Annotated in this window: 11 protein-coding genes; 8 read left to right on the top strand and 3 right to left on the bottom strand. The window is 35.2% G+C overall.

The window, feature by feature from the left end:
* The first annotated feature begins 67 nt into the window (after window positions 1-67).
* The 8 genes from AC8GF4_RS00535 (at window position 68) to AC8GF4_RS00500 (ending at window position 22,647) form a co-directional block, all read left to right on the top strand.
* Window positions 68-14,800 carry a T9SS type B sorting domain-containing protein gene (locus AC8GF4_RS00535; protein ID WP_506591718.1) on the top strand — a complete coding sequence of 4,911 codons (14,733 nt, stop codon included), beginning with the start codon at window positions 68-70 and terminating at the stop codon, window positions 14,798-14,800.
* 39 nt (window positions 14,801-14,839) lie between these two features.
* Window positions 14,840-15,802 (top strand): PorP/SprF family type IX secretion system membrane protein, encoded by a 963-nt coding sequence (locus AC8GF4_RS00530; protein WP_506591716.1) that lies wholly within the window; start codon window positions 14,840-14,842, stop codon window positions 15,800-15,802.
* A gap of 479 nt (window positions 15,803-16,281) precedes the next feature.
* Window positions 16,282-17,469, top strand: a complete 1,188-nt coding sequence (locus tag AC8GF4_RS00525) for a phosphoglycerate kinase (protein ID WP_506591714.1) — start codon at window positions 16,282-16,284, stop codon at window positions 17,467-17,469.
* Window positions 17,470-18,285: 816 nt separating this feature from the next.
* The gene (locus AC8GF4_RS00520) at window positions 18,286-20,325 is read left to right on the top strand and encodes a LysM peptidoglycan-binding domain-containing protein (protein ID WP_506591712.1); all 2,040 of its coding nucleotides are present in this window, start codon (window positions 18,286-18,288) and stop codon (window positions 20,323-20,325) included.
* Between the two features lie 223 nt (window positions 20,326-20,548).
* Window positions 20,549-21,520 carry a DUF4837 family protein gene (locus tag AC8GF4_RS00515; protein WP_506591710.1) on the top strand — a complete coding sequence of 324 codons (972 nt, stop codon included), beginning with the start codon at window positions 20,549-20,551 and terminating at the stop codon, window positions 21,518-21,520.
* A gap of 79 nt (window positions 21,521-21,599) precedes the next feature.
* On the top strand, window positions 21,600-22,046 hold the full coding sequence (locus tag AC8GF4_RS00510; protein ID WP_506591708.1) for a GNAT family N-acetyltransferase: 447 nt from the start codon (window positions 21,600-21,602) through the stop codon (window positions 22,044-22,046).
* A gap of 78 nt (window positions 22,047-22,124) precedes the next feature.
* Window positions 22,125-22,292: a hypothetical protein gene (locus tag AC8GF4_RS00505; RefSeq protein WP_506591706.1), complete on the top strand. Its 168-nt coding sequence runs from the start codon at window positions 22,125-22,127 to the stop codon at window positions 22,290-22,292.
* Window positions 22,279-22,647: a type II toxin-antitoxin system VapC family toxin gene (locus AC8GF4_RS00500; RefSeq protein ID WP_506591704.1), complete on the top strand. Its 369-nt coding sequence runs from the start codon at window positions 22,279-22,281 to the stop codon at window positions 22,645-22,647. The genes AC8GF4_RS00505 and AC8GF4_RS00500 overlap by 14 nt, the downstream gene beginning before the upstream one ends.
* Before the next feature lie 90 nt (window positions 22,648-22,737).
* On the opposite strand, the gene AC8GF4_RS00495 is transcribed toward AC8GF4_RS00500, so the two are convergent.
* The 3 genes from AC8GF4_RS00495 to AC8GF4_RS00485 form a co-directional block, all read right to left on the bottom strand.
* The gene (locus AC8GF4_RS00495; protein WP_506591702.1) at window positions 22,738-22,872 is read right to left on the bottom strand and encodes a hypothetical protein; all 135 of its coding nucleotides are present in this window, start codon (window positions 22,870-22,872) and stop codon (window positions 22,738-22,740) included.
* Between the two features lie 313 nt (window positions 22,873-23,185).
* Window positions 23,186-24,826, bottom strand: coding sequence for a S41 family peptidase (locus AC8GF4_RS00490; protein WP_506591700.1), 1,641 nt, complete (start codon window positions 24,824-24,826; stop codon window positions 23,186-23,188).
* Window positions 24,827-25,357: 531 nt separating this feature from the next.
* Window positions 25,358-26,407: an IS110 family RNA-guided transposase gene (locus AC8GF4_RS00485; RefSeq protein ID WP_506591698.1), complete on the bottom strand. Its 1,050-nt coding sequence runs from the start codon at window positions 26,405-26,407 to the stop codon at window positions 25,358-25,360.
* Between the last annotated feature and the right edge of the window lie 483 nt (window positions 26,408-26,890).

Below are 26,890 nucleotides of genomic sequence, written 5' to 3'. Positions count from 1 at the left end.
TTTCTTAAAAAGCACTTTTTTGCCTCAAATTGTACTTTTTTAAGAGATTCTCTAAAATATATACATCATGAAAAAACCTACTTTTTCTAAATTTATTTTTTCTGTTTTCTGTTTGTTTAAAAACTTTATAAGCAATAAAGATTTTTATTCAGTTTCATTTATAATGAAAATTAGAGGTTTCTTAAAGCTTGTTTTTTCCTTTTCAAGTGTAAAAAAGCAGTATGCCTTTCATTACTTTGTTATTGCATTATTTTTATTGAATAGCGGTCTTGGATATTCTCAAGTTGGTAAGGTCTTTGTTCCACGATTACCCGGTGGGAATATGCGAATCAAAGGAGATGTTATTTTTGTAGGTAATAGTATGGTGAGTGCAACCACTTATCCAAATATCAGTAAGAATACACCAGATCCAAGAAATGTACTTCCCGTTTTCAGTGCTGCAGATCCAAATGGAACTCCAACCAATCTAGCTGCATTAACAGCAGAGGCCAACAAAAATTATGATATTTTAATTAACAATAATGGATTGAATCAAGAGTATGTAGATATTGATTCAGATGCAACCACTTTTGCCTCTAGTAGTGCTGAGTTAAATATTAATAATACCTGTAAACGAATTGTTTATGCTGGTTTGTATTGGACTGCCATTTATCCTTATGAAAGAAGTACCAATTCTGGTTCAAATACTGTAGGCACACCCCGATTAAATGACTGGAATCAGATTAAATTTAAAGTTCCTGGGGCAGCCAATTATGTTGATTTAGTGGCAGATAATGCTGCTGACCCAGTTGGTGATGAAGATGAGATTATTTTTGATGGTTATAAAGCTCCTCCTGCAAGTTCATTCACAAACTCACCTTATGTTTGTTATAAAAATGTAACAAGCATGTTGCAACTATTGGCAGATCCAAACGGAAATTATTTTGCAGCAAATATTAGAGCGGCAAAAGGTAAAAAGAGCTCTGGTTCAATGGCAGGTTGGACTTTGGTTATTGTCTATGAAAGCCCAACTTTACCAAGTAGATTTATATCAACCTTTGATGGTTATGCCAGTATCACTAGTACATTGGGAAATCTTGATTTTGCAGTTAACGGTTTTAAAACATTACCCTCGCCACTTCCTGTAAGAGCCACAATTGGTGTAGCCGCTCAAGAAGGGGAATCAAAACTTTTTGGAGATGATTTGCTTATTAAAGCCAATTCAGTTGCAGGGTTTACTTATGTCAATAATTCTTTAAATCCATTAAACAATGTATTTAATTCGAGTATAACGGTACCTACTGTGTTAACCCCCTTTTCAACAAATGTCAGTACTAGGGTGCCTAATAGTTTGAACACTCTTGGATTTGACATGGATTTAATAAATGTTAATAATCCAAATAATGGTGTAATTCCAAATAACGAAACTGGGGCAACCTATCGATTGACTTCCACTTCGGATACCTATGCGGTATATGTTACCACTTTTGCTGTTGATGTTATTGAGCCAGAAATTGTTTTAACTAAAGTTGTAAAAAATGCTGCAGGTGTAAATATTGGAAATACAAATGTTACATTAGGCGATTTTTTAAATTATGAAATTGGTTTTAAAAATGTGGGTAATGATGATGCAGATTCTTTTACTATAAAAGATATTTTGCCTGTCAATATTCTATTTGACCCAAATAATGTTGTTGTTCCAAATGGTTCAGGAATAACATTTACTTATACTCCAGCTACACGAACTATTATATTTAATATCCCTAATAATCTAGTTACAATAAACGGGAATCAATGGATTATTAAATTTGGAGTTCAAGTTGTGCCCAACTGTAATGATTTAAGTGATGCGTGTGCGGATCAAGTAAAAAATCAAGCTTTCGGAACTTATAAAGGTGTTACTAATCCAACTGTGATTACAGATGACCCTAGTATTTCTGTTTTTGGAAGTTGTAATCTAGCAACGCCATCTGCGACCAATTTCTTAGTAGGTTTAAATGGATGTAAGTATACCAAGAAATATCAATTGTGTGGTGCTAATGTAAATATAACGGCTGCAAATGGATACAATCTGTATGCTTGGTCGTTGAGTCCTTTTGTTAATGGAGTGCCTACGGGTCCTATTATTGGTACAACACAAACCATAAATGTGTCTAATGTAGGAACTTATTATGTTCATAATACAGCCATTGCTCCCTGTGTTTCTATAGATGAAACTGTTACAGTAGAGCCTTTTGGAACTACTGTTGCTAATCCAATTACTCCTTTTGCTGAAGAAACAGTAACTTGCCCAAATGATGGTAAATTGCTTCCAAATATTTATTTATGTGGGGATAATGCCAAACGTTTTATTCGAACAGGGATAACGGATGCCAATTCAATTATTTGGGAAAAAAGCAGTTGTGGATTAACAAGTGGTACTCTCTGTGCTGATGAAACCAACGGGTGTACTTGGACACAAATAGCCACAGGACCGGATTATAATCTTGGTGGGCAAGGACAATATCGAATTACATTAAATTATACCAACGGATGTTTTAGTCGTTATTTCTTTAATGTGTATGAAAATACATTAAACCCAACAGCAACTTCAAGAGATATTATTTGTAATACAACTGGTCAAATTGTTGTGGGCACACCTGCTGCGGCTAGTGGTTATGAATACAGTTTGGATGGAGTTACCTATCAGCCAAGTAATATCTTTTCAATTAATACACCAAACATTTATACTGTTTACATTCGCTCTATAATTAATCTTCCAAATCGTTGTGTATTTACGGTGCCTGGAATCCAAATTAGAAGACGCGATTTCACGGTTACAACTACAGTTACCAATCCATTATGTTATGGAGGAAAAGGTTCGATTAAATTGGCAGCGAACGATGTTCGTGCACAATATTTCTATAGTATTTCAAAAGGTGGAATCCCAATTAATAGTGTAGGTCCTATTAATCCTAACGATTATACTTTTAGTAATTTAGATCCTGGAATTTATGATGTAGTTGTTTCAACAGAAGATGGTTGTCTTTACAACGGAACAGCAACTCTTATTGAACCTGCCATTTTAACAGCAACAGCAGCTATTACTAAACCATTAACTTGTGAGAGTGGTGAAATTACCGTTACTCCAGTTGGCGGAACGGGTCCGTTTACCTATTTTGTAAATAGCCCAACTGTCTTTGGTGGTTCTCCAGTAATTGCTATAGCAACTCCAGGAGCTTATACCATTCGGGTAGTCGATTTTAACAACTGCGAATATACTATTGCTCCTATTACAGTTACGGATAATCCTAAACCAATATACACGGTAACTTCCACTAATGTTAAATGTTACGGATCTAGTACTGCAGAAATAAAATTTAATGTAACCAATGCCAACGGATATACTTTGGCTTATAGTATAGACGATGGCACTACTTATGTAAACAATGACACTTTTTCTAATTTACCAATTGGGACTTATAAGGCAATATTGAAGTATTCTTTGAATGGGGTAGATTGTTTTGATGCACCGCAAACAATTGTTATTACTGAGCCTGCAGCAGCCTTGACCGCATCAGCGGGTATTTCTGAATTGGCAGGATGTGGAAATGTGCTTCTTGGAATTCCTAAAAATTACGGTAAATTACGTATCACAAATCCTCAAGGAGGTGTAGCGCCTTACGAATACAGTTTCGATAATCAAGCTACGTGGACTACTGTAAATGATGCTTTCAAAGCACCTGGGACGTATACGCTCTATGTAAGAGATTTCAATAAGTGTATTTTTAGCGCTTCTGTAACTCTAGATCCAGAACCAGTAGAACCTCAAATTGATATAAATACCCCAGTCGATTTCAACTGTGATGGTACCGCAACCAGTACCGTAACTGTTGCCAATCCGGGAGGGATTACCTATACCTATGATTATTATTTGGATGGTACAAAAAACACCAATACTCCTAATAATGTCTTTTTAAATGTACTTCCTGGTTCACACGGTATCAAAGTAGAGTACAAATTGAATGCAGTACCCACCTTTAGTAATTTATTGTTTGAAGATTTTGGGAAAGGTACTTTTACCACTTCACCAGGTATAAATCCTGCTTACTGTTTTGAAGATGAATCTACCACACATTTGCAACCCGGTTACAAATGCAATAAGGATCAGTGGATTAATGACGGAGAATATGCAGTTGCAAGTTCAATTATAACTAATTTTGGAGGAGCTTGGATCTTAAATCCAAAAGATCATACAACTCCACAAGATCCATTAGGTCGTTTTCTTTGTGTGAATGTAGGTGGAACTGCAGGTGTAGGAGGGGTTTTATATAGTAAACCAATTACAAATGTAATTCCAAATCAAGATGTAAAAGTGTCTATTTGGGCTTTAAACTTAATAGTTGCAGGAAGACCAACTCTTGGTGATCCCGATTTAACCATAGAATTATGGAAAGATTATGGTTTGCCAACAGCTCAAAAACAAGGGTTGTCTGTAAATACTGGAAGCATTCCTAAAAGCCAAAAATGGGAAAATTATAACTTAACGATTAATCCAGGGAATAATACCGATTTAACTTTTTTGGTTCGTTCTAATAGTACAGTTATAAATGGGAATGATGTTTTAATTGATGATATAAATGTCTTTCAACTCCCAAAATCATGTATTACTACCAAAGATTTTACCATTGTAGTACCAACCGGAAAAGCATTTACCGCACAAATTTCTGGACAGAAAAATGTAACCTGTAATGGGTTGACCAATGGTGAAATTACCATTGCGGCTCAAAATTTTGATGCTATAAAAGGGTTTGAATATTCTAAAGATAACGGAGTTACTTGGACCACTTCTACAACTTCTCCAGTAAAGTTTACTAATTTGGGTGCAGCTTTGTATAAGGTAGTTGTACGTCCTGTAGGTTCTGCTATAGCGGCTTGTTCTAAACCGTTTGATGTAACGATTAGTGCACCTGCTGTTGTAACATTAAGTGCTTCGGTTACCAAACAAGCTACTTGTACCACCGGAGCTACCATTACGGCCATTGGTGGCGGTGGTACCCCAGCCTATCAATACGAATTGCGTCAGTCAGATGGAACAACAGTAGTCACAGCTTACAGCAATAATGGAGGAATTTTTACAAATGTTCCTTCAGGAAGTTATACTGTTTTTGTTCGTGATGCTAATAGTTGCCAAATTCCTGTTGGAGTGGCTGTGCCTGTTGATGCACCACCAACGATATCTGCTGCAGTAGTACCTAGCACAGCAATGTGTTTTGATCCGACTACTGGAGCACAAATTAATGTGTCTATTTCAGGAGGTGTAGCACCTTACAGCTATCAAACAAAATTAAACAGTGGAACTTTTAGTGCTTCTAGCGCGACGTTTACTACAACATCATTTACGCATACGGCTGCTGTAACGGGCAATTATGTTTTTAGAGTAACTGATGGTAATGGTTGTTATTTTGATACTGCTCAACAAGTAATTAATACTAAGTTAACCGCCAATTCTCCTGTAACTACTGATTTGGATTGTGATGTTGCACCAGCTTCTCCAGATGCTGTGATTACAGGAACCATTTCTGGCGGAACGGCACCATTTACGGTGATACTAACATCGGGACAAACAACAGGAACACTTGTTGGTCCTGTAGGGACTGCTACTACTTTTACCTATACTACAGGGGCTTCAGGTACTTATCAATTTGAAATTACGGATGCTATTGGTTGTAAAACCACTACTTCTGCCACTATCAATGCAAAAGTTGCTGTGACGGGTAATGCAGTAGTAACTAACGAAACTTGTGAGACATTAAACAACGGAAGTGTGACTTTGCAAGCACTTACTGGAGTAGCTCCTTTTACTTATAGTTTTAATAATTTAGGATTTTCTGGTACAGTAACCTATGGTTCATTGTCTGGATCTGTGGCTGGAACTTCATACCCATATCAAATCAGAGACAACAAGGGATGTATTTATGATGGTACAGCTGTAGTTTTTGAACCTACTCTAATAACCCTTACAGCTAGTATAACAACTCCTTATACTTGTACTACTAACGCTACCATTACAGCTTTGGCGACGAATGGAAATGGAGGATTTACTTATGTGTTGAAAAGAACCGTTTTGGCGGTTGAAACAACAGTAGCCACCAATACCACAGGACTTTTCCCTAATTTGACAGTAGCAGGAAGCTATACCGTAACGACTACCGATGCCAAAGGATGTTCACTTACTTCTTCTCCAGCCATGGTAATTGATGCTTTGACGCCACCAACGGCAATGACGTTTACTAATTCTCTGGTTGCTTGTCCTGCAAATAAAACGGACATCACAATTGATACATATACAGGTGGTTTTGGAGCTGTAGAATATAGAATTAGTGCTCCAGCTGCTGCAGTAACACCGTTTCAATCTAGTGCTACTTTTACCAATCTAGATCCAGGAGTTACCTATCGTTTTGAAATCAGAGATGCTAAAAATTGTCTTTTCTCTACTACCTATTCAGTACCAGTATTACCAACACTTTCTGCTAGTGGAGTAGTGGTGAGTAATGTAGTATGCGTTGGTGAGAGCAACGGATCTATTAGATATACTGTTGGCGGATTTGGTAACAATACGTCTTATTCTTATACTATAGATGGTGTTTTACCTGCAAGTACAGGTACTTCTCCAGCAACAGGAACTACATTTGATATTTTAGTTCCTAGTTTAGCTGCTGGACCTCATATCTTAGCAATTACCAATACTACAACCAATTGTAGCATAACGGCTTCTGCAACAGTTGCGGCGCCAAGTGCCCCTTTGGCTATTACGGCTCCAACTATTTCACCGATTACTTGTAATGCATTAACAGCAAGTATCACTATTAATACGACTGGTGGGTGGGGATCTAATACTTATACCGTGACAGGACCATCTCCTGCAACAACTGTTGTTACACAAAGTACTAGAACCTTCAACAATCTGACGGCTGGTGATTATACCGCTACCGTTACCGATGCTAATGGTTGTATCGTTTCTACTTCATTTACTATTGCGGCTTACTCAAATCCTGTAGTTAGTACAACTGTAAATGGACAATGTACTGCAACAGGAAGTTCTTTCCAAATCGTGGCTACTACAACGGGAGGTTCAGGTACCTATACCTATTCTATCAATACAGGTGTCGCTCCAACTGGTGCTTTACTAGATACGTTTACCGTTGCGCCTGGAACGTACACCATTACTGTAAGAGATGCTTTTGGTTGTACAGATACTGAAGTTGTTATAGTAAACCAAGTATTAACTGCGGCGGCTGTTAGAACGAAAGAATTAGATTGTACAGCTACACCAAACGCCACAATTAGAATTGATGCATTTGGAGGAAAACCAGCTTATAATTACGAAGTATCATTTAATGGAGGGCTATATGGAGCACCAGTAGCTCCTGCAACTATAGTTGGAAATGTATTTACAACAAGTGTAGCTGGTACTTATAAATTTAGAATTACAGATTCTAATTTACCTGCAGCTTGTACTGTTGAAACTAATAATGTAGTGATCAGTCCAATTGTATATCCCGAAATTGTTACTTTAGTAGAAAAACAGTCTATAAAATGTCATGGTGACGCCACAGGTATCATAGAAGTAACCATTGATCCAAGCAAGGGAGTGGGACCATTTACATACAGTATAAACGGTTCTCCATATCAAAGTTCAAATTTATTTACTGGACTTATAGCTGGTACATATACAATCACAGTAAAAGATAGTAAAGAATGTACTTTTACTTATCCAACATCTATTGTTATTTCTCAACCTGATCCTATAACATTTGTTTTAGGTAAAGAAGATATAACATGTAATAACCCAGGAGGGACAAGTCTAGGAGAAATTAAGGTATTAAATGTACTTGGAGGAACAGCGACTGTAGCAACTCCTTTTAGATATTTTATTACAAATAATTTTGGGGATATAATTGCTGGTAATCCTTATACTGCCTCGACAACAGGTAGAGAAAATTACACTTTTACAGTAATCAATTTTGGAGTATATACTGTAAATGTTGTTGATGCAAATGGTTGTTCTTTAAGTAAACAAATTACAATCGCTTCACCACCATCTGATTTATCTATTGATGTAACTACTTTGAGTTCAAATTGTACTACAGGAGGAACTGCAATTGTAAAAGCTATATCAACTGTTGGAAGTGGTAATTATGAATTCGGTATTTTAGAAACTAATACGTCTCCATACACTACTACTTGGTATACTCCAGATGTTCCTGGAGTAGATACAAGAACTTTTACAAATCTTACACCAGGAGTAACTTACACTTTTGTAGTACATGATTTAACTACACTTTGTTATTATGTAAAAAGTGCGGATCAACCAATTGCACCAGCATCAACGCTTACTTCAACTGTAACTCCTAAAAATGTTACTTGTAAAGGTAATAAAGATGGAAAAGTTACCTTTACTATTGATGATTTTGATGCTACAACAACATCTATAGATTATCAGTTGTTTTATGCTTATTCTAATGCACCTGTAGGACCATTCTTTAATGTATCAGTTACATTTGGTACTCCAGTTACTATAACTGATTTTTCACCGATGGCTGCAACATTAGAACCTGGAAGCTACTACATAAGGTTTATAGAAAATGGCACGGGTGCTTTTAATCTATGTAAGTCAGCTTCAGCAATTTTTGAAATAAAAGAATCCTCAGTTGATTTATCTATATCAGCTTCAGTTATTAAAAATGACAATTGTAATATTGACGCAGGTCAAATAGTTGCTGTAGCACGAGGGGGTACAGTTATTGCTGAAGATTTAGCGGCCTTACCTCCAATAACTGCTGTCCCTTATTTGTATCAAGTTTTAGTTGATAATGGACCTATTGGCCAAGATGGCTCTGATACAGCACCAACAGCAGCCTCTTTTAATATTGCTTCACATTCTGCAAATACATTTTATAAAGAAGCAGATAATTATTTGGTTTATGTTAGAGATGCGTATGGTTGTATTAAAGTAGCTCCTGTAACAGTTTTACTTGATCCAATTCCTGTTATTGATTTATCAAATGTGGCTAATTGTGCTGTAGAAGGTGCTTTCTCATTAGATGTGGATTTGACATCTCCAGGAATTGGGCCTTATACTATTTCAGTAAATGGAGGTACATTTCAAAATGTAGCTAGTTTCCCTTATACTGTTACTGGCTTGAGTTCAGGACCTCAAAGCATTATAGTGAGAGACACCAATGGTTGTCCTTCTAATACTTCAGCTGTAACATTACATAAAAAATTATCTGTATTAGCAGAGGTAACTAAAGAGTTAGATTGTACCACTTCGCCAGATGGATTAATTACAGTGACGGTATCTGATGGATTATTTACTTCATCGGATCTTACACCTGATTTTAGATATGAAGTATCTATTAATGGTGCGCCATATTTAGCTTCGGTTAATTTTGGCAACGATACCAGAATTTTTACATACCCTGTCAGTACATCAGGTACTTATCAATTTAGAATTACAGATTTAAATAATTGTACAGTTGAAAGCACGGTTGTAGATATTGCAGCTAAAGTTAATCCAACTGCTACTGCTGCCGTAACGCAACCTACTTGTGTTGGTTTAGCGGATGGTTCTATCAAAATTACGGCTACTGGAGGGGTTCTGCCTTATGAATATAGTACAGATGGAGGAACGACTTGGCAAGATTCTAATGAATTTACTGGACTTCCTGCAGGACCAGGCAATTATATTGTAAGAGATGCTAAAAAGTGTCTGTTTAATGGTTCTGAGCCTATTATAAACCCAACACCAGTTGTGGCTGCTTTAGATTCTGTATCTGCTTTTACTTGTTCTCCAACGAATACACCAAACATAACGGTGGTAACTGTTAGTGCAGCAGGCGGAAGTGGAACCTATACCTTTAGTTCTGACGGAATCAATTATTTCCCAAGCAATAGCATTCCAATTGATAATAAGTATGCCTTTGATGTCATAGACACAAGTGTTTCAAGTGTAACGTTTTATACTAAAGATGTGAATGGTTGTATTGACGATATCGTAGTTCCAATCGCTGCATTCCCTAAATTGGTTTCAGCTGTTGCGAGTTTAGGTACTCCAATTGACTGTTTAAACAATAAACAAGAAATGAATGTGGTAATTAATGGTGGAACAAATACTCCAAATCCATTTACCTACAATGTATACCAAGATGGTTTATTAATTCAAGGGCCAACGCCTGTAGTCGGAACTACATTTACCTACGACGCTCTTGTAGTTGGTAGTTTCTATGAATTTGAAATCATTGATAACAACACTACTTGTCGTATTAAATCAAATGCGTTGACCGTTCCAAATTACAATACCATGACCCTAACGGCTAGTGCTGCTGCGAATGTAGATTGTGCTACTAATGCAACGGGTGCTATTGAAATTAATATTGGCAACTATACCGGTGCTTATACTTATGAAGTTTTCAATGGTGCGACTTCGGTATATACGAACTCACATAACACGACAGCTTCTAATCCGTTTGTCATTCCATTTGGTTTAGTTGCAGGAAATGATTACACCGTAGTGGTTACACAAACAGCTTATCCAAGTTGTCCAGGTACTTCTAATGTGGTTATCATTACTGAGCCAGCTGCTTTAGATTTGACTGGTTTAATGGTGAACGTTAAAAATCAAAATTGTAACACTTTAGGAGCAGTACTTACTGTTGATGATACAACTATTGTGGGCGGAACGCGGGGCTTTGAATTTGCTTTTGTGCCTACTACAACAAGTCCAATAGGATTCTACTCTCCTTCAAAAACCAAAACAATTGCAACATCAGCAACAGCTGTATCACCTGATTTAATCGACGTATATGTAAAAGATGCTAACGGATGTTTCCGTTTTGTAACAGTGCCGATTTCATTAGATCCAGTGCCAACTGTAACAGCAAGTGCTGCTAGTCAATGTCCGTCTCCAACGGGTTATGCAATCATTGCAGCGGGTGCAGGCGGTGTTGGTGCTTTAGAATATAGTTTGGATGGCAATAGTTTTCAATCTTCGAATTCATTAACTGTTACTGCGCCTGGTAATTATACTATTTGGGTAAGAGATGCTAATGGTTGTATTAATCAAACGCTTGTACCAGTAACGATTTTTGAACCAATACAATTACAAGCCGATGTAACCACTTTATCTACTTGCTTAAATGCAGACGGTGTAGTGACCCTAACAGCTAGTGGAGGATCTGCTATTCCAGCGAATTATGAATATAGTAATGATAGTATTACCTATGTCTCTTCAAATGTATTTGGTGGCTTAGCAGCTAGTGCAACTCCTTATACATTCTTTGTAAGAGATATTGCAACAGTACCAGCTTGTGTTAAACCGGTTTCTGTAACCATGTTATTGCCTAATACTGCCATTGATTTTGTATTAGATACAACGCCAGTGACTTGTGAAGGAGGATCAGATGGCACGATTACTGCTAACATGACTCCTTCAACATTGACTGTAAATAATAATCCTATTTACTCATATGCTTTAACAGGAACTACTGTTGGTGGAGTATCAGTTGCCATACCTTTAACAGGAACACAACCATCTCCATTATTCAGTGGTTTGGAAGCGGGTAGTTATACCGTAACTGTTACTTCTGGAAGATTGTGTTCGGTTTCACAAACAATAGATGTTTCTCAACCAGCACAAATTATAGTTCCGGCTCCAACAGTTCTTGAATTCGGTTGTACATCAGGTAACGCAGGAAACTTAGCGACGATTACGGTAGATCCAACTTTAGTTACAGGTGGTTCAGGTACCTACTTGAATTATGAATTCATCAAAGTAGGTACTCCAAATACGGTAGTTCAATTTGGTAACAGCAATGTATACACCGAAGCGAATCTTTCAGGAGGTTCTTATGTGGTGAATGTTTATGACAGCAAAGGATGTATCGGTACCACAACGGCTCCAATTATTATTGCTCCTTATATCCAATTGGATAAAGTAAATGTGAACGTTACTAATGCGATAACGTGTACTAACCTTGAAACTATTGAAGTTTCGGTAACTTCAATTGGAGGTGCGCCTTCCAACTTAGCGTTTGCGGTTCAGGATGTAACTTATGACAATAGTGTGCCACCGATTGCAACAAAAGGAACTGCATATAATTTGCCTCCAGTTTCAGTTGTGGGTGGTGTAGCTACATTCACCAATTTGCCAGTAGGAAACTACGAAATCACGGTGAGAAACTTAGATACGAATTGTGAAATCATTGGCGTACACTATGTAAACGAACCGAACACTTTTGACTTAACCATTGACAATGTGGTTGATGTAACGTGTTTTACCGATGCCAACGGAAGTGCAAGAGTTACTTTAATCGATAGAGTACCTACGCCAATGGATAATGCTGGGCCGTTTGATTATACGGTTTTTGATATTGCGAATCCATTAGCACCAGTAGTGGTGGTACCAACAACTAATAGTCCAACACCTGGGCCAATTACGCTTACGGGTTTACGTGCGGGTACCTTTATGATTACCGCTTCTTTGTCCGGCACGCCTTTCTGTACAGTAAGTAAAAACTTTACCATTACAGGACCAACAGCCGCATTGACTGCCCTTGAAACCCATTCTGTGATTACTTGTGTTGCTGTCGATAGCGGGTCTATTTCAGCTTCTGCAACAGGTGGATGGCCAGGTGGTTATGAATTTGAATTGGTGGGTCCTGTTGCGGTTGCTTATTCAACTGTTTCAAACTTTACGAATCTAACCGCTGGAACTTATACAGTAAATGTTAGAGATACAAAAGGTTGTGTAGCAAGTGTTGTAGTACCGCTTAACAATCCAACGCCAATTGCCTTTACCGCTACTCCAAGTACGCTGCTCTTGACTTGTAATGGAGACACTAGTGCAAGCATTACTGTGGGTGTACCTACTGGAGGTCAAGGATCCAATTATTTATACACATTAAATAGAACTTCTTTGGTACCTGTTGTCTCTTCTGGACCACAAATTTCAAACATATTCACAAATTTAGAAGCAGGAGCTTATACAGTAACGGTTACTGACGGCTGGGGTTGCGGAACTACTTCTGCTGTAATGACTATAGCACAACCAAATGTTGTAGTGGCTAGTTTAGTCAAAGCAAGTACAAATACCTGTAATGTTCAAGCTACCGTAACTCTTTCTGCAACTGGTGGAACAGGTTTGTACACTTATAGTACAACTCCAAATTTTGCTGTAATTGCAGGTAGTTTTGCTACTTCAATTACTTTCCCAATCGCTGTTGGTGTTTATCGTTACTATGTTCGAGATGCCAATGGTTGTAGAAGTGTTGTTTCAAATGACATACAAATTGATGCTTTACCTACTTTAAATGTTGCTGTTGATATCGTTAATTCAAAAATTAACTGTAAAGGTGACTTTACTGGTGTTATTATAGCCACCGCTACTGGAGGTTTAGGAAATTATGTTTATACTTTATTAAATGGAAGTGGATTGCCTCTCGCATTCACACCTACTCAAGTAACCCCTGGTAATTTTACACAATTGCCAGCTGGAACTTATGTTGTACGAGTAAACAGTGGAGATTGCGTTGCAAATTCTATTGTGATTACTATTGCGGAGCCTGCGGTTGCCTTAAACTACACCTTTTCTAAAACGGATGTAAAATGTGCCGGAAATGGTGACGGTACAATAACAGTAAATGGTTTTGATGGTACAGGTATAATTAAATATGCTATTACGCCACGATCTGATAAGTTTTTGGATACCGGTTTGTTTACCAACTTAAAACCTGGTCTTTATACAGTAATTATTCAAGATCAAAACGGTTGTTACTTACTTCAAGATGTTACTATTACGGAACCCCTTCCAATTGATGCCAAAGTAGACCCGCTTTCTATCAAACAAGAATTATGTGCTGGTGAAAAAACCGGTGAATTTGCTGTCTTGATCACTGCTGGTTCTGGAACTGCACCATACAGTACTAGCATAGATAATCCTAATGGAACCTATGTGCTTAATCAAGTTCTTTTCACAGGATTGTCAGGAGGAAATCATACCGTTTATATCAAAGATGCTAATTCATGTACATTTGAATTGCCTGTAGCTCTAGACCCATCGGTAACCCTTAATCCAGTAGCTACTATTTCTACTGAATGTGTTAATGATTTACCTGCCAACAAGGTTACTGTAACAGTCGATTCAAGTAATAATTTAGCCGATGTTAAGTATTATTTAGATGCCAGTACTACCGAAAACGGAAGCAATGTATTTAATAATCTTACTCCTGGTGATCATTATATAATGGTGCATCATAAAAATGGTTGTATCGATGCTACTCCTGTTTTTCCAATTGAAAAAATAGATCCTTTAGCGATTACTCTTGATCTTGGAGGATTGAATGAAATTGTTGCCACTGTAACAGGTGGTTCTAAGGTGTATCAATTTACTGTAAATGGGGTATCTAATGGTTCCAATACAAAATATATTTATTTTAAATCGGGCAATTATACGGTTACGGTAACCGACACTAATGGTTGTGTTGCAGCTGCTACCAAGTATTTTGAATTTATAGATATTGTAATACCTCCAATATTTACTCCGACTGGAGACGGTACAAATGAGACATGGAAACCTACTAACACAGAAAATTATCCTGATATTAAGTTTATAGTCTATGATCGTTATGGTCGAGTTGTCGGTACGTTTGGTGCAGGACAATCTTGGGACGGTAATTACAACGGTACCGAATTGCCAATGGGTGACTATTGGTATGTATTGAAATTACGACACAATCAAGATGATCGTGAGTTTATGGGTCATTTTACCCTATACAGATAAATGAAGTGTGAGGAGTTTTCCTAAAATGAAAAAAAAACAATGAAAAAGATCTTAATCAGTATTTTCCTTTTGACTGTAACAGCCAGTTACAGTCAAGAGTTGAATGTTCCTGTAGCTACACAATATTTGGCCGATAATCCCTTTGTGGTCTCGCCTACATATGCTGGAATTGGTGATAATTTTAGAATAAATCTTAATGGTTACCAACAATGGGTTGGTGTTGAAGACGCACCTCGTAGTCAAGCACTTTATGCCGATTTTAGAGTTTTGGATCAATCTGGAGTGGGGTTTACTTTGTATAATGATTCCAATGGAAATACCAAACAAGCTGGGGGTAAACTAACTTTTGCACATCATATTATTTTGGATTATTATTCCAAACAATATCTTTCTTTTGGACTTTCGTATATTTATAATTCATTTCGTATTGATGTTCCAGATTTAAGTAATAGTCCAAATGATCCTGGAATCACTGATAATCGTTCTACAACCAACAATAACTTTGAAATTGGACTTTTGTACCGAAACAAAGGATTTTATGTTAATGCAACGGCTACCAATATCTTGCAAAAAAACACTGATTTTACAACCACTAAGTTAGAGCCCAATTTGCTTACCAATTATCAATTGTACACTGGATATGTACTTGATATGGGAAATAGAGATGAATTGGAACCGTCTGCTTTTTATCAATTATTTCAAAGTGATGGACGTTCTATCACGGATTTAAACATCAAATACAGAAAATTCAACAGGTATGAAGATTACTATTGGGTAGGAGCTACCTATCGTTTTCTGAATGATCAGATAGGTCAACCGCTTGGTGTAGGGCCAATGATTGGGTTTACAAAAGGATACATATCCATGGGTTATTCTTATCAATTAACATTAAGTGAAGATTTGGTGTCTCGTAATTCGGGTACTCATTCTTTGACTATCGGTTTTCGATTCTTGCAAGGTGTTAGTAATTGCCCTTGTACACAAAGTCCTGTACATGATTAGAAGTCGGTTATTGGTTATGAGTTATCGGTTATGTATTGCTTTTATAATAATGTGAAATAAATTACAAACAGAAAACAGTATTTATACTAAACACCTATATAAATTAGTCCAATTATTTATCCTCAACCCAAACTCTCTCCCCAAGACAAACGTATGAGTTGTTTTGCCGAAGATTCGTAGATTTCAAATATAAGTTAATCTATAAATTAGCCGCTTACAGCGGAATTAGCGCGAATTAATTTCTTTAAAATTTTATTTTTTTAAGGAATAATCTGCGTCCCGATAAATATCGGGAGCGGTTGCTTTTTTTACTATTGCTCTCCAAATTAGAATGGGCCTTTGGACTATATAGTATTTGTGTTTGGTATTACATCGATTTCGTTAGTAAATTCACATTTTTTTTTAGAATTTTCAAATTTAATACTTATTCAAAAGTTATATCTTTGTTATTCTTTCAAAAACAACTAAAAAAAAGAACCATGAAGACTTTGAATAATTTTGATTTTAAAAATAAAAAAGCATTAATAAGAGTAGATTTTAATGTTCCATTGGACGAAAATTTTAATGTAACTGATGTAAATCGTATAGAAGGAGCAAAACCTACAATTGACGCTATTTTGGCCCAAGGAGGAAGCGCGATTTTAATGTCTCACTTAGGTAGACCAAAAGGAGTTCAAGATCAGTATTCTTTGAGACACATTCTAAAAGCAACTTCAGAAGTATTAGGTGTTTCTGTAAAATTTGTAAACGATTGTATTGGGGCCGAAGCACAACAAGCTGCAAAAGATTTGAAACCTGGAGAAGTGTTACTATTAGAAAATTTACGTTTTCATGATGAAGAAGAAGCAGGTGATGTAGCTTTCGCTAAAGAATTAGCTTCACTTGGTGATATTTATGTAAATGATGCTTTTGGAACAGCTCACAGAGCGCATGCTTCAACTACTATTATTGCTCAATTTTTTCCTTCAACTAAATGCTTTGGAACTTTATTAGCCAAAGAAATTGAAAGTTTAAACAAAGTTTTAAAAAATAGTGAAAAACCCGTAACAGCGGTACTTGGAGGATCAAAAGTATCTTCAAAAATTACTGTTATCGAAAATATTTTGGACAAAGTAGACCACATGATTATTGGTGGTGGAATGACCTTTACGTTTGTAAAAGCTTTAGGTGGAAAAGTAGGAGATTCTATTTGTGAAGATGACAAACAAGAGTTGGCATTAGAAATTTTAAGACTAGCCAAAGAAAAAGGAGTTCAAATTCACATACCTGTTGATGTAGTGGCTGCGAATGCTTTTTCAAATACTGCCGATACACAAATTGTTGACGTTAGAGAAATTCCTGACGGATGGCAAGGTCTAGATGCAGGACCGAAATCATTGGAAAATTTTGAAAAAGTGATTATGGAGTCCAAAACAATTCTTTGGAATGGACCATTGGGCGTTTTTGAGATGGAAAGTTTTGCTAAAGGAACCATTGCTCTTGGAAATTATATTGCAGCATCAACTGCAAACGGTGCTTTCTCTCTAGTAGGTGGTGGAGATTCAGTAGCGGCTGTAAAACAATTCGGTTTTGAAGACAAAATGAGTTATGTTTCTACTGGCGGTGGTGCTATGTTAGAAATGTTAGAAGGTAGAACATTACCTGGAATTGCTGCAATATTAGACTAATTTTCTATTATTTGATTCAATTTAAATACCATTGAATTTTTAAATTGTTAGTTATATTTTAAAAATCCATTAAACCTTTAGTTGTTGTACCTGCAACTAAAGGTTTTTTTTGTGCTTAATTGTTATTGTGGTAATAACGACTGTACTATCATTTAACCCAGATTCCGCATTAGAAATCTACTGCAAATAAATTCTTCTTCAAAACCAAGAACTTGCTCCCATTTTTAATTACAAAATACAAAAGTATTACATCTTCAAAAATAGTCCGTGAGCTCTTGCTTTTATTGAATAATTCAGTTTCGCTATGAAGTCTAAGGCGGATTCTGGGTTTAACCTTTTATTTTGCTGCAATAAACACGTAGCATCTCTTCGAATGATTTAGAATAGTAATGCAATAGCTTTACTATTCTAAATTGTAACGAAAACCTTCAAGGTGATGATTCTCGATACATTTCATTAAAAAAAGCTATCTCATTTTTTGGCGAAACACTCGAACAGACGTAGAACTAGATTGTTTAAAAAGGAAAATATAAAGTCTAAATTATATAAATCAACTGTTAAGGTGTCAAATTTCCAGATTTTTAATACTCCCTCTTTATATAAATAAAAATCAATAATTCAGGTTTTTGAAACTTCCAAAATTATTTAAAATATAATTAATTGAAAATATATACTCACAGAATACAATTAATAACGTTAAATATCGATTATTTTTGTATTTTTAACATTATTTATGGCTTATTTTAGAAAATAGATTTTAATTTTGCATAGAATGTTTTGTAAACGTTTGAATAATAGGGAATTATAATTACAAATATGACTACGAAAAATATCACCGTATCGTTTCTTCTTTTGCTATCTTTTACCATGTTTTCTCAAATTAATCTTGAAAACACTTTTGTAGTTAAGACCGAAAAGCCTGTTTCCTTTTTAGACTCTATCAAAAATTCATTTGTTTCATACGATCGTACCGTAAAATCGGATAGTTTATGGATGAATCAAATTGGAAATACACTTGATATATATAATAATTTAGATAACGAAATCAATACCTTAAATATTGATAAAGATATCGACAAAGAATTACCTACCGCATTGTTGAAAGAGCGATTGGCGGCTATGGATGCAAAATCCCCTTTTAATATTGAATACAATCAAGGTCTTGAGAATTTAATAAAATCTTTTCTCAAAAACAGACGAAAAGCATTTTCCAATCAAATGGCTGTAGCCGAATATTATTTTCCAATTTTTGAAGATGAATTAGCTAAGAAAAATGTGCCTTTGGAAATAAAATATTTGGCAGTTGTAGAATCGGCATTAAATCCACGAGCGGTTTCTAAAGTTGGAGCTACTGGTTTGTGGCAATTTATGTATCAAACTGGAAAACAATACAAATTAGATATTAATACCTACGTTGATGAGCGTTCTGACCCAATCAAGTCTTCCGAAGCAGCAGCTCAATATATGACCAATATGTATGCCATTTTTAATGATTGGGATTTGGTTTTGGCCTCTTATAATTCTGGCCCAGGTAATGTAACCAAAGCCATTAGGCGTTCGGGTGGCCAACAAAACTTCTGGAATATTAAAGATAAATTACCTAAAGAAACACAAGGGTATGTTCCTGCTTTTTTAGCTACCATGTATATTTATGAATACCATAAAGAACATGGAATTGTTCCCAAAAAAGCGTTGGTTCGGCATTTTGCCACCGATACAGTAATGGTAAAAAAAGAAATGTCTTTTGCTCAAATTTCTGATTTATTAGACATTTCTGTTGAGCAACTACAAGCTTTAAATCCTTCTTACAAACGCAATGTAGTACCCAATTATGCAGGGAAAAATCATTATTTAACGTTGCCTTCCTCTAAAGTGGCTATTTTCACCTCCAATGAAGAACGTATTTACGCTTATGTTCAATATGAAATGGACAAAAGAGAAAAAGTAAATCAAAATTGGAAATCAAATTATATAAAGGATTCATTAGCTTATGTAGCTGCTTCCAATACAAAAGTGAAATATTATAAAGTGAAGCGAGGTGACAATCTTGGAGATGTTGCTAAAATGAATGATGTTGCCGTCTCCGATTTAAAAAAATGGAATCACATCAAAGGAAATTCAATTGCTTCAGGAAAAACTTTGAAAATTATAATTGAAAAAGACTCCAATTCAAACTCTCAATTGACTTCTGCTATTGACAAAAACAAAGCAATTGCAGCCAAAGAAAATTCCAATGTGGCTACCACAGATTCTAAAACGACTACAGCAAAAATTGATACATTAGTAACTACGGAACCGAATTACTATATTGTGCAAAAAGGAGATAATCTTAATACGATTGCCAAAAAATACAATACAACAGTAGCCGAGATCAAAGAGTGGAATCATCTTTCTTCTCCAAATATAAAATTAGGAGCTTCAATTCAAGTGGCAAATGCTTCAATAGAAACTAAAGAAGGCGTTGCAGTAGTTGTTCCTGAACTTAAAGATATAAAATACGAAGTGCAAAAAGGAGACAATCTTGGTAGTATTGCAAAAAAATTCGGTGCTACTTTGACAGACTTAAGACATTGGAATAATATTCAAAATAATACTTTGACTATAGGTAATTCATTAATCGTAGCCAAAAATGAAGTGGCAATTATTACCAATAATGCAACAGTATCATCGTTTAAGAAAAAAGATATTTCAACTTCTTCAAAAATGGATGATATAGATTATTTAGTAAAAAAAGGAGACTCATTGTTTAGTATTTCTCAAAAATACCCAGGTGTTACTGTATCTGATTTAAAAAAATGGAATAACATTTCAGGAGATGATTTGAAACCAGGTATGGGTTTAAAAATAAAAGGATAAGTTATCGATTAATAAGTTATTTTAAATTTTTATTAAAGTAATTGCATAAGTGTATTTTGCGCTTTATTTTTTTAATATTAAACATCGTTTTGTGCAATTTTTCAAATCATTACTCTCAAATCACTCACTGATTCAATAAATTTTTATTTAAAACTTAGAATGAATACGATAGGACTATTTCATTAAACTGCTGTATATTTGAGGTCTATTCTTTCTTATTATTATGAATAAATCTGCTTATGTATTTTTGTTTTTAAGTGTCATTTTTTTTTCTTGTTCTAAGGAAAATTCAAGTAACTCGACACCATCTACAGGTAAAATAAATTCCGTTTCGGTTGTTATTGATGATATATTGTGGAATGGAGTAGTTGGAGACAGTATCAGAAACAAGTTTGCTAGTCCTGTTGAAGGTTTGCCCAAAGAAGAGCCCCAATTTGATATCAATCAGTTTTCAATTCGTGTAATGGAAGGATTTGAAACCAAAAGCAGAATGATAATCGTTTTCAAAATTGGAACTAAAAACTCTTTTGTTATAATCAAAAATCAACATGCTACACCTCAAAACGTAGTCCATATTACGGGTAAATCACTTTCAGACCTTATCCAGTTAATTGAGAAAAAATCACCCCAAGTCATCCAAATTATACAGGAAGGAGAACTTAAAGCACATCAGTTGATGTTAAATGATTCTTTGATGCCTTCAAATGCACTTCAAAAACAGTTTCAGCTTACTTTAAAAATTCCAAACAATTATAAATACATTATTAAAAAAGAAGATTTTGTTTGGCTTAAAAATGAATTTGTAAGCGGTAGTTTGAGTTTGATAATTACAGAATTACCCTCTGATTGCATAGATATTAAAGGTGATTTTCAAAAGCAATTTATTAAAATTCACGATTCAATTGGTGCATTATACATTAAAAGCAAAAAATCTGCCTCTAGTATGTATATTGACGAATCCTTTCCTCTTTATGTTTCAAAAATAATGCTTAATGGCAAAGTAACTTATGAAGTTAAAGGGACTTGGCGATTGAAAGACAGTTTTATGTTTGGTTCTTTTTTGAATTATTTCGTTTTGGATCCTCAAAACAATAGAATCGTTTTTTTGGAAGGGTTTTGTTATGTGCCTTCAAAAGATAAACGGGATTTTATGCATGAGTTGGAATCTATTCTAAAAAGGGTTCAAATAAATTGATACCATTTTTGAAAAGAATCACTACTTTTGGAACCTTTTGCCAGAAGAATTCATTGAGATATTAATTAAGCTTGTATTCATGACTATAGAATGGAAAATAAAGCCTTTTGAGGCATTAACTGTGAATGAATTGTACGATATACTCCAATTGCGAAGCAGGATCTTTGTGGTGGAGCAAAACTGTGTCTACCTTGATTTGGATGGTAAGGACAAAGTGGCTTTGCATCTTTACGGTACTTTTGATGGAAAAATTGTGGCTCACTCCCGACTTTTTAAAGCAGGGATTTCTTTTGAAAACTCATCCATAGGCAGAGTAACAGTGGATCCAGACTATAGAGACAGAAAATGGGGACATGATTTAATGAAAGAATCAATTGCGGGTATTTTGGAACATTTTAGCGAAAGCCAAATTACTATAGGAGCTCAATTGTATCTTAAAAAATTCTATGAAAGCCATGGTTTTGTACAAACGAGCGAAATGTATCTCGAAGACGATATCCCGCATATCGAAATGGTGAGAGGTTGATTTGTCAAGAAAAAAAATAGTTTACCAATCAATAGAAAATTACTGTAAATTTGTAAGTATGAATTAATTTAAAAGTTTATGACAGTCATTATAACTAAAAAGCAGTCAAAAAAAGAAATTCAAGAAACACTTGAAAAAATAATTCAGAAGAAAGAATCAAAAGGATTGCGCAAACACTTTGGTTTATCTACGAAAAATATAGATGCGTTAGGTTTTCAAAAAGAGGCGAGAAATGAATGGGATTAATTTTTTGGTAGATACCAATTTTTTAATTCATGTCAATCAAGGAGAGCCTTTTGTAGAATCCTTTTTGGACTATAGTTTTGCGGTATCTTTTATTACTGAAATAGAGTTGTTAGGTGCATTTAGTATTTCTAAAACACAAAGAAATCAGTTTAAAAATTTGTTAGATGATTGTCTTATTTTAGATATGAATCATCAGATTAAAAAAGAATGTATTGCAATTCGCAATAATTACAAAATAAAAATTCCAGATGCTATTATTGCTTCTACAGCGATTATTTATAACATTCCACTTATTACTTCCGATAAAGGTTTTGAAAAAATTAAAGAAATTGATTTGTTGTTTATTCAAAAGTAGATGTCTATTACTTCGTTATTCTCTCCAAATTTCAATCATTTTTTTAACATCATCTTGACTATGAATACGGCCTGCTTTTATATCATCTTCTTATACCGTAATCATTTTGCTGTGTTCTGATTTTGACAAGTGATTTGTAATTAAATTATAAAACGCCTCAGTGAGATTAGTGTCGCTATTGTCAATAATTTGATGTAGTTCTTTTTTTAGTTCTAAAGTACTCATTGAAAGTTATGTTTGTAGGACTAAAATACAAAATAGTAAACTTGAAATTTTAAATCTTCAAAATTAAAAACTCTACTCTTTTGTCTATTAATTTAAAATTACAATCATTGGTTCCTCTGTCATCACAATAGTCATAAATAGGAACATATTATCATTTTAGAAGTGTTTGTTTTTTGAATAAACGCCTCTGTTTTTTTGTTCTAATGGTAAAAGAATGAGTTTTTAAATTCAAAATAAACGTTTTGAATGTGAATTTCTTGTATATAATGTCCAAAAAAAGACAGAAAGGCTATTATTTTGAATATGATTTTCATCAAATTTTCAAAATAGAATTATACTCTTCTGAAGTGTTTAAAATGCTAACTGCTTTCTTGATTTCGGGATTGTTCTTGATATAATATTCGTAAAGTCCTTCTTGGTATTGGTATCGTTTAATGATTTCATCCAATAGTAAACCTTTGATTTCTTTTTGATTTTTGTCCAGCAAAGCATTTTCCGTTTTTTGGAGTGCAGTAAGTAATAGTTGGTATTCAGCTGCTATGCCGTCATCCAGTTTTTCTTTTTTGGCTGCTGCCAAAGTGTTTTTCAAAGCTAACTCAGTTTCTGTGTCAAATGAAAATTTTTGTGTTTTCAAAAACTGTTTGAAGTCCGCATAATCCGCATCGGTTAGGACAGGTATTTTGGTTCCAATATTTGGATTTTTATAATAATATTGAGTGGCATAATTAAAAATACCGTCGTTTTTCAATAAAGCATTAGCTATTGGACTGGTCTTGGTTTCTTCCATTTCAATATCTGGCAATACGCCACCTCCATCATAAACGGTGCGTCCTTTTCTGGTTTTGAAAGTGTTGTAGTTTTTGGCATCGGTTCTGGTGGCAATACCATTTTTGTCTTTACGCGTATAATCAAGTGCTTGTATACACCTTCCAGAAGGGGTGTAATAACGCGAAATCGTTACTTTGAGTTGCGTACCGTAAACCAAATCTTGAGGTCTTTGCACCAAACCCTTACCAAAACTGCGGCTGCCCAAAACCACTGCACGATCCAAATCTTGTAATGCACCAGAAACAATTTCCGAGGCCGATGCACTTCGTCCGTTAACCAAAATCACTAACTGAATTGCTGTGTCTATTGGCTCTTTTGAGGTTTTGTAGGTGTTATTGTGTTTTTCTATTTTGGATTTAGTCGTTACAATAATTTCGTTTTTTGGCACAAAAAGGTTGCAGATATTTACCGCTTCGTTAAGTAATCCGCCGGGGTTTCCTCTTAGGTCCAACACGATTCTTTCGGCACCTTCTTTTTTTAATTGTTCCAATGCCTCTCTGGTTTCGTTTGAGGCTTTTTTGTTGAAATGCGCCAAGACGATGTAACCTGTTTTGTCATCTATCTTTCCAAAATAGGGAACCGATTTGATTTCGACTTCATCCAATACAATTGCTGTCGAATAAGGTTTTCCTTGACGAATGTATTTTACATCAATTTTTGTGTTTTTGGAGCCTTTGAATAATTGTGAAGCATCATCTTTAAAATCGGCCAGTGGAGTGTCTCCGATCTGAGTAATTTCATCGCCTGCTTTGAGTCCTGCCTTGTCTGCAGGAAAATTTTTGTAGGGTTCTTTTAGAATTAATTTATCGTCTTTTCGAGTGATTAATGCTCCAATTCCGGTATATTCTCCCGTATTGTTGATTTTGTATTTGAGTACTTCCTGTTCGTTAAAATAAACCGTATACGGATCCAGTGAGCTCAACATACCTTTTATAGCATTGTTCATTAACTCAGCTGGAGTAGTTTCGTCTACATAGTTTTTGTTCAATTCTTTGAAAAGCGTCGTGAAAATTTCCAATTGTTTGGCAATCTCAAAATAGTCGTCTTTGAAACTAACCCCCACAAACAAAAAGGCGGAAGCAACAACAGGAATAATGATTTTTTTTTGGAAAAAGGAGGTTTTCATTTTCGTTTGGCTTAAATTGAGTTTACTAAAATAAGAATTAATCTAGGAATATAATCATTGATTTGCAAGAAATGCCACCCCGCCTTTCAGTCGCCCCTCCAGAGGAGGGAAAGTAGTGCGTATTCCCCTTCTTTGGACTATCGTGTGGACAGATCAAAAAATAGAACACAGACCCGATAGCTCAATGTCATTAAGTTAAGCTTTCTTTTTTCTCGCCAAGACGTAAAGGCGCAAAGTTAAGAGTCGATTTCTTGGCGTCTTGGCGTCTTCGCGAGAGTTATATTTTGAAAAAGCGTAGTGAGAAATCCTTAATTTAATGACATTGCCCGATAGATTCTGTGTTGATTTCCAATTAAAAAATAATTTTTATTTCAAAAAAGGACCTCGGGTAATCTTTAAGATTATTGTTTTTATTGTTTCATTTATTCTTATAACCCTATGTCTTTTATTTTGGGTTTATTTCACTTGAATCACTTTTATTGTTTAATTTTGTCCTACAAAGGCGGTCAAGAACCAGCCTGTATAGCGTGTTTATGCCGTTTGTGCATGCACGCTATTTTTTTGTTCCATTCTCTTGGTTTCATGTTCTTTGTCATAAGGACACTTATTTTTGAATATAGTATAAGCCATTTCCAAAAGTTTTCTTTGAACTGCTATCAATGCTTTCATTTTGATTCCTTGCTTCGACACTATCCTCGCATAAAAATCTCGAAAATTATCATCCCATCTCACAGCAGTTAGACCTGGTAAATGCATTGCTTTTCGCAAGTGTCTATTTCCGCTTTTTGATATTCGAGGCTTTCCTTTTACCGATGTCCCAGATTGTTTTTCTTTAACATCAAGTCCTGCATAACTGGTCAATTGTCTCTTACTTCGTATGAGTTCAAAACCATTAGTTTCTGCTAAAATAATCACGGCAGTCAGCTTGCCAATACCCGGTATTGTACAGATGTTTTCTATCTCATTTTTTAAAACTATGTCTTTATTTACCCAGCTTTCAATCTCTTTTTTTATCTCTTTCTCTTGTCCACTTAAGAATTTAATTCGGGTACTAATCCGCAATATACTACTCTCATTAGGCTCAGCTTCTGCTTGTTCTGCATGAAGGTGGTTTTTAACCATTGCCCTCTCAAAAACTATCTGATCTCTTTCACGAGTAAGCTGTTGCAGATTCTTATAAATTCTTTTTGGACGATGCCATAAATCTAATTTTCTTTCTAACCCAAATTGTGCAATTGCTTCTGAACAAGTTTTATCTGTAATTGTTTTATTGTCTAAAGTCCGCATGTAGTTGGATATTTTATTAGGTAAAACAACGCAAACTTCATACTCTTTTTCATCTAAAAAATAAGCGAATTTTTGATGATAAACACCCGTAGCCTCCATGACAAATCGAACTTTCGTACTGTCATCAGTTCTCTTTTCGACCCATTCCAAGAGTGATAAAAAACCTTTTTCATTATTTCTAAAAACTTTATAGCCATACAATTCTATTGATAAATCCACAACCATTCTACCTAGGGTAACTACCAATTCTTTCTGAGCTACATCAATTCCCAATACTTGTTTTAATATTTCCATTCTTAATCTTTCAAGGTTAATTTATAAAGTAAAGAATCTCCCTTCGTCTTTTCTCCTGGTTGGATATTCTGGATATTACGACTAGCATAATTCCTTACATTCTGTTCAGACTCTAAAAGATAAAAAAGAATGAGGTGGTTTCTATCGAACAATATACTTCTTGAGTTATTTAGCCATCGGTGTACTCTCATTCTTCTTACTTTATTTCTACAAATTTAATCATTCCATTTCTGAAATTTTTAACTTTGCAAACATAGGAGCTATCGGGCAATATTATTAAGGTTAAGGGTTTCTCACTACGCTTTTTCAAAATATAACTCTCGCAAAGACGCAAAGACGCCAAGAAATCGAATCTTAACTTTGCGCCTTTGCGTCTTGGCTAGAAAAAACAAAGCTTAACTTAATGACATTGAGCTATTGGGGTTGGTCGCTCTTTCTAGGCAAGTGTTATAATGTCTCCAGAACTCCGGGTTTTTCGCTATA

This window comes from Flavobacterium rarum (SeqCode), from assembly GCF_965234445.1.
Lineage (GTDB): Bacteria > Bacteroidota > Bacteroidia > Flavobacteriales > Flavobacteriaceae > Flavobacterium > Flavobacterium rarum.
This window is presented reverse-complemented; position numbering and strand designations above follow the sequence as displayed.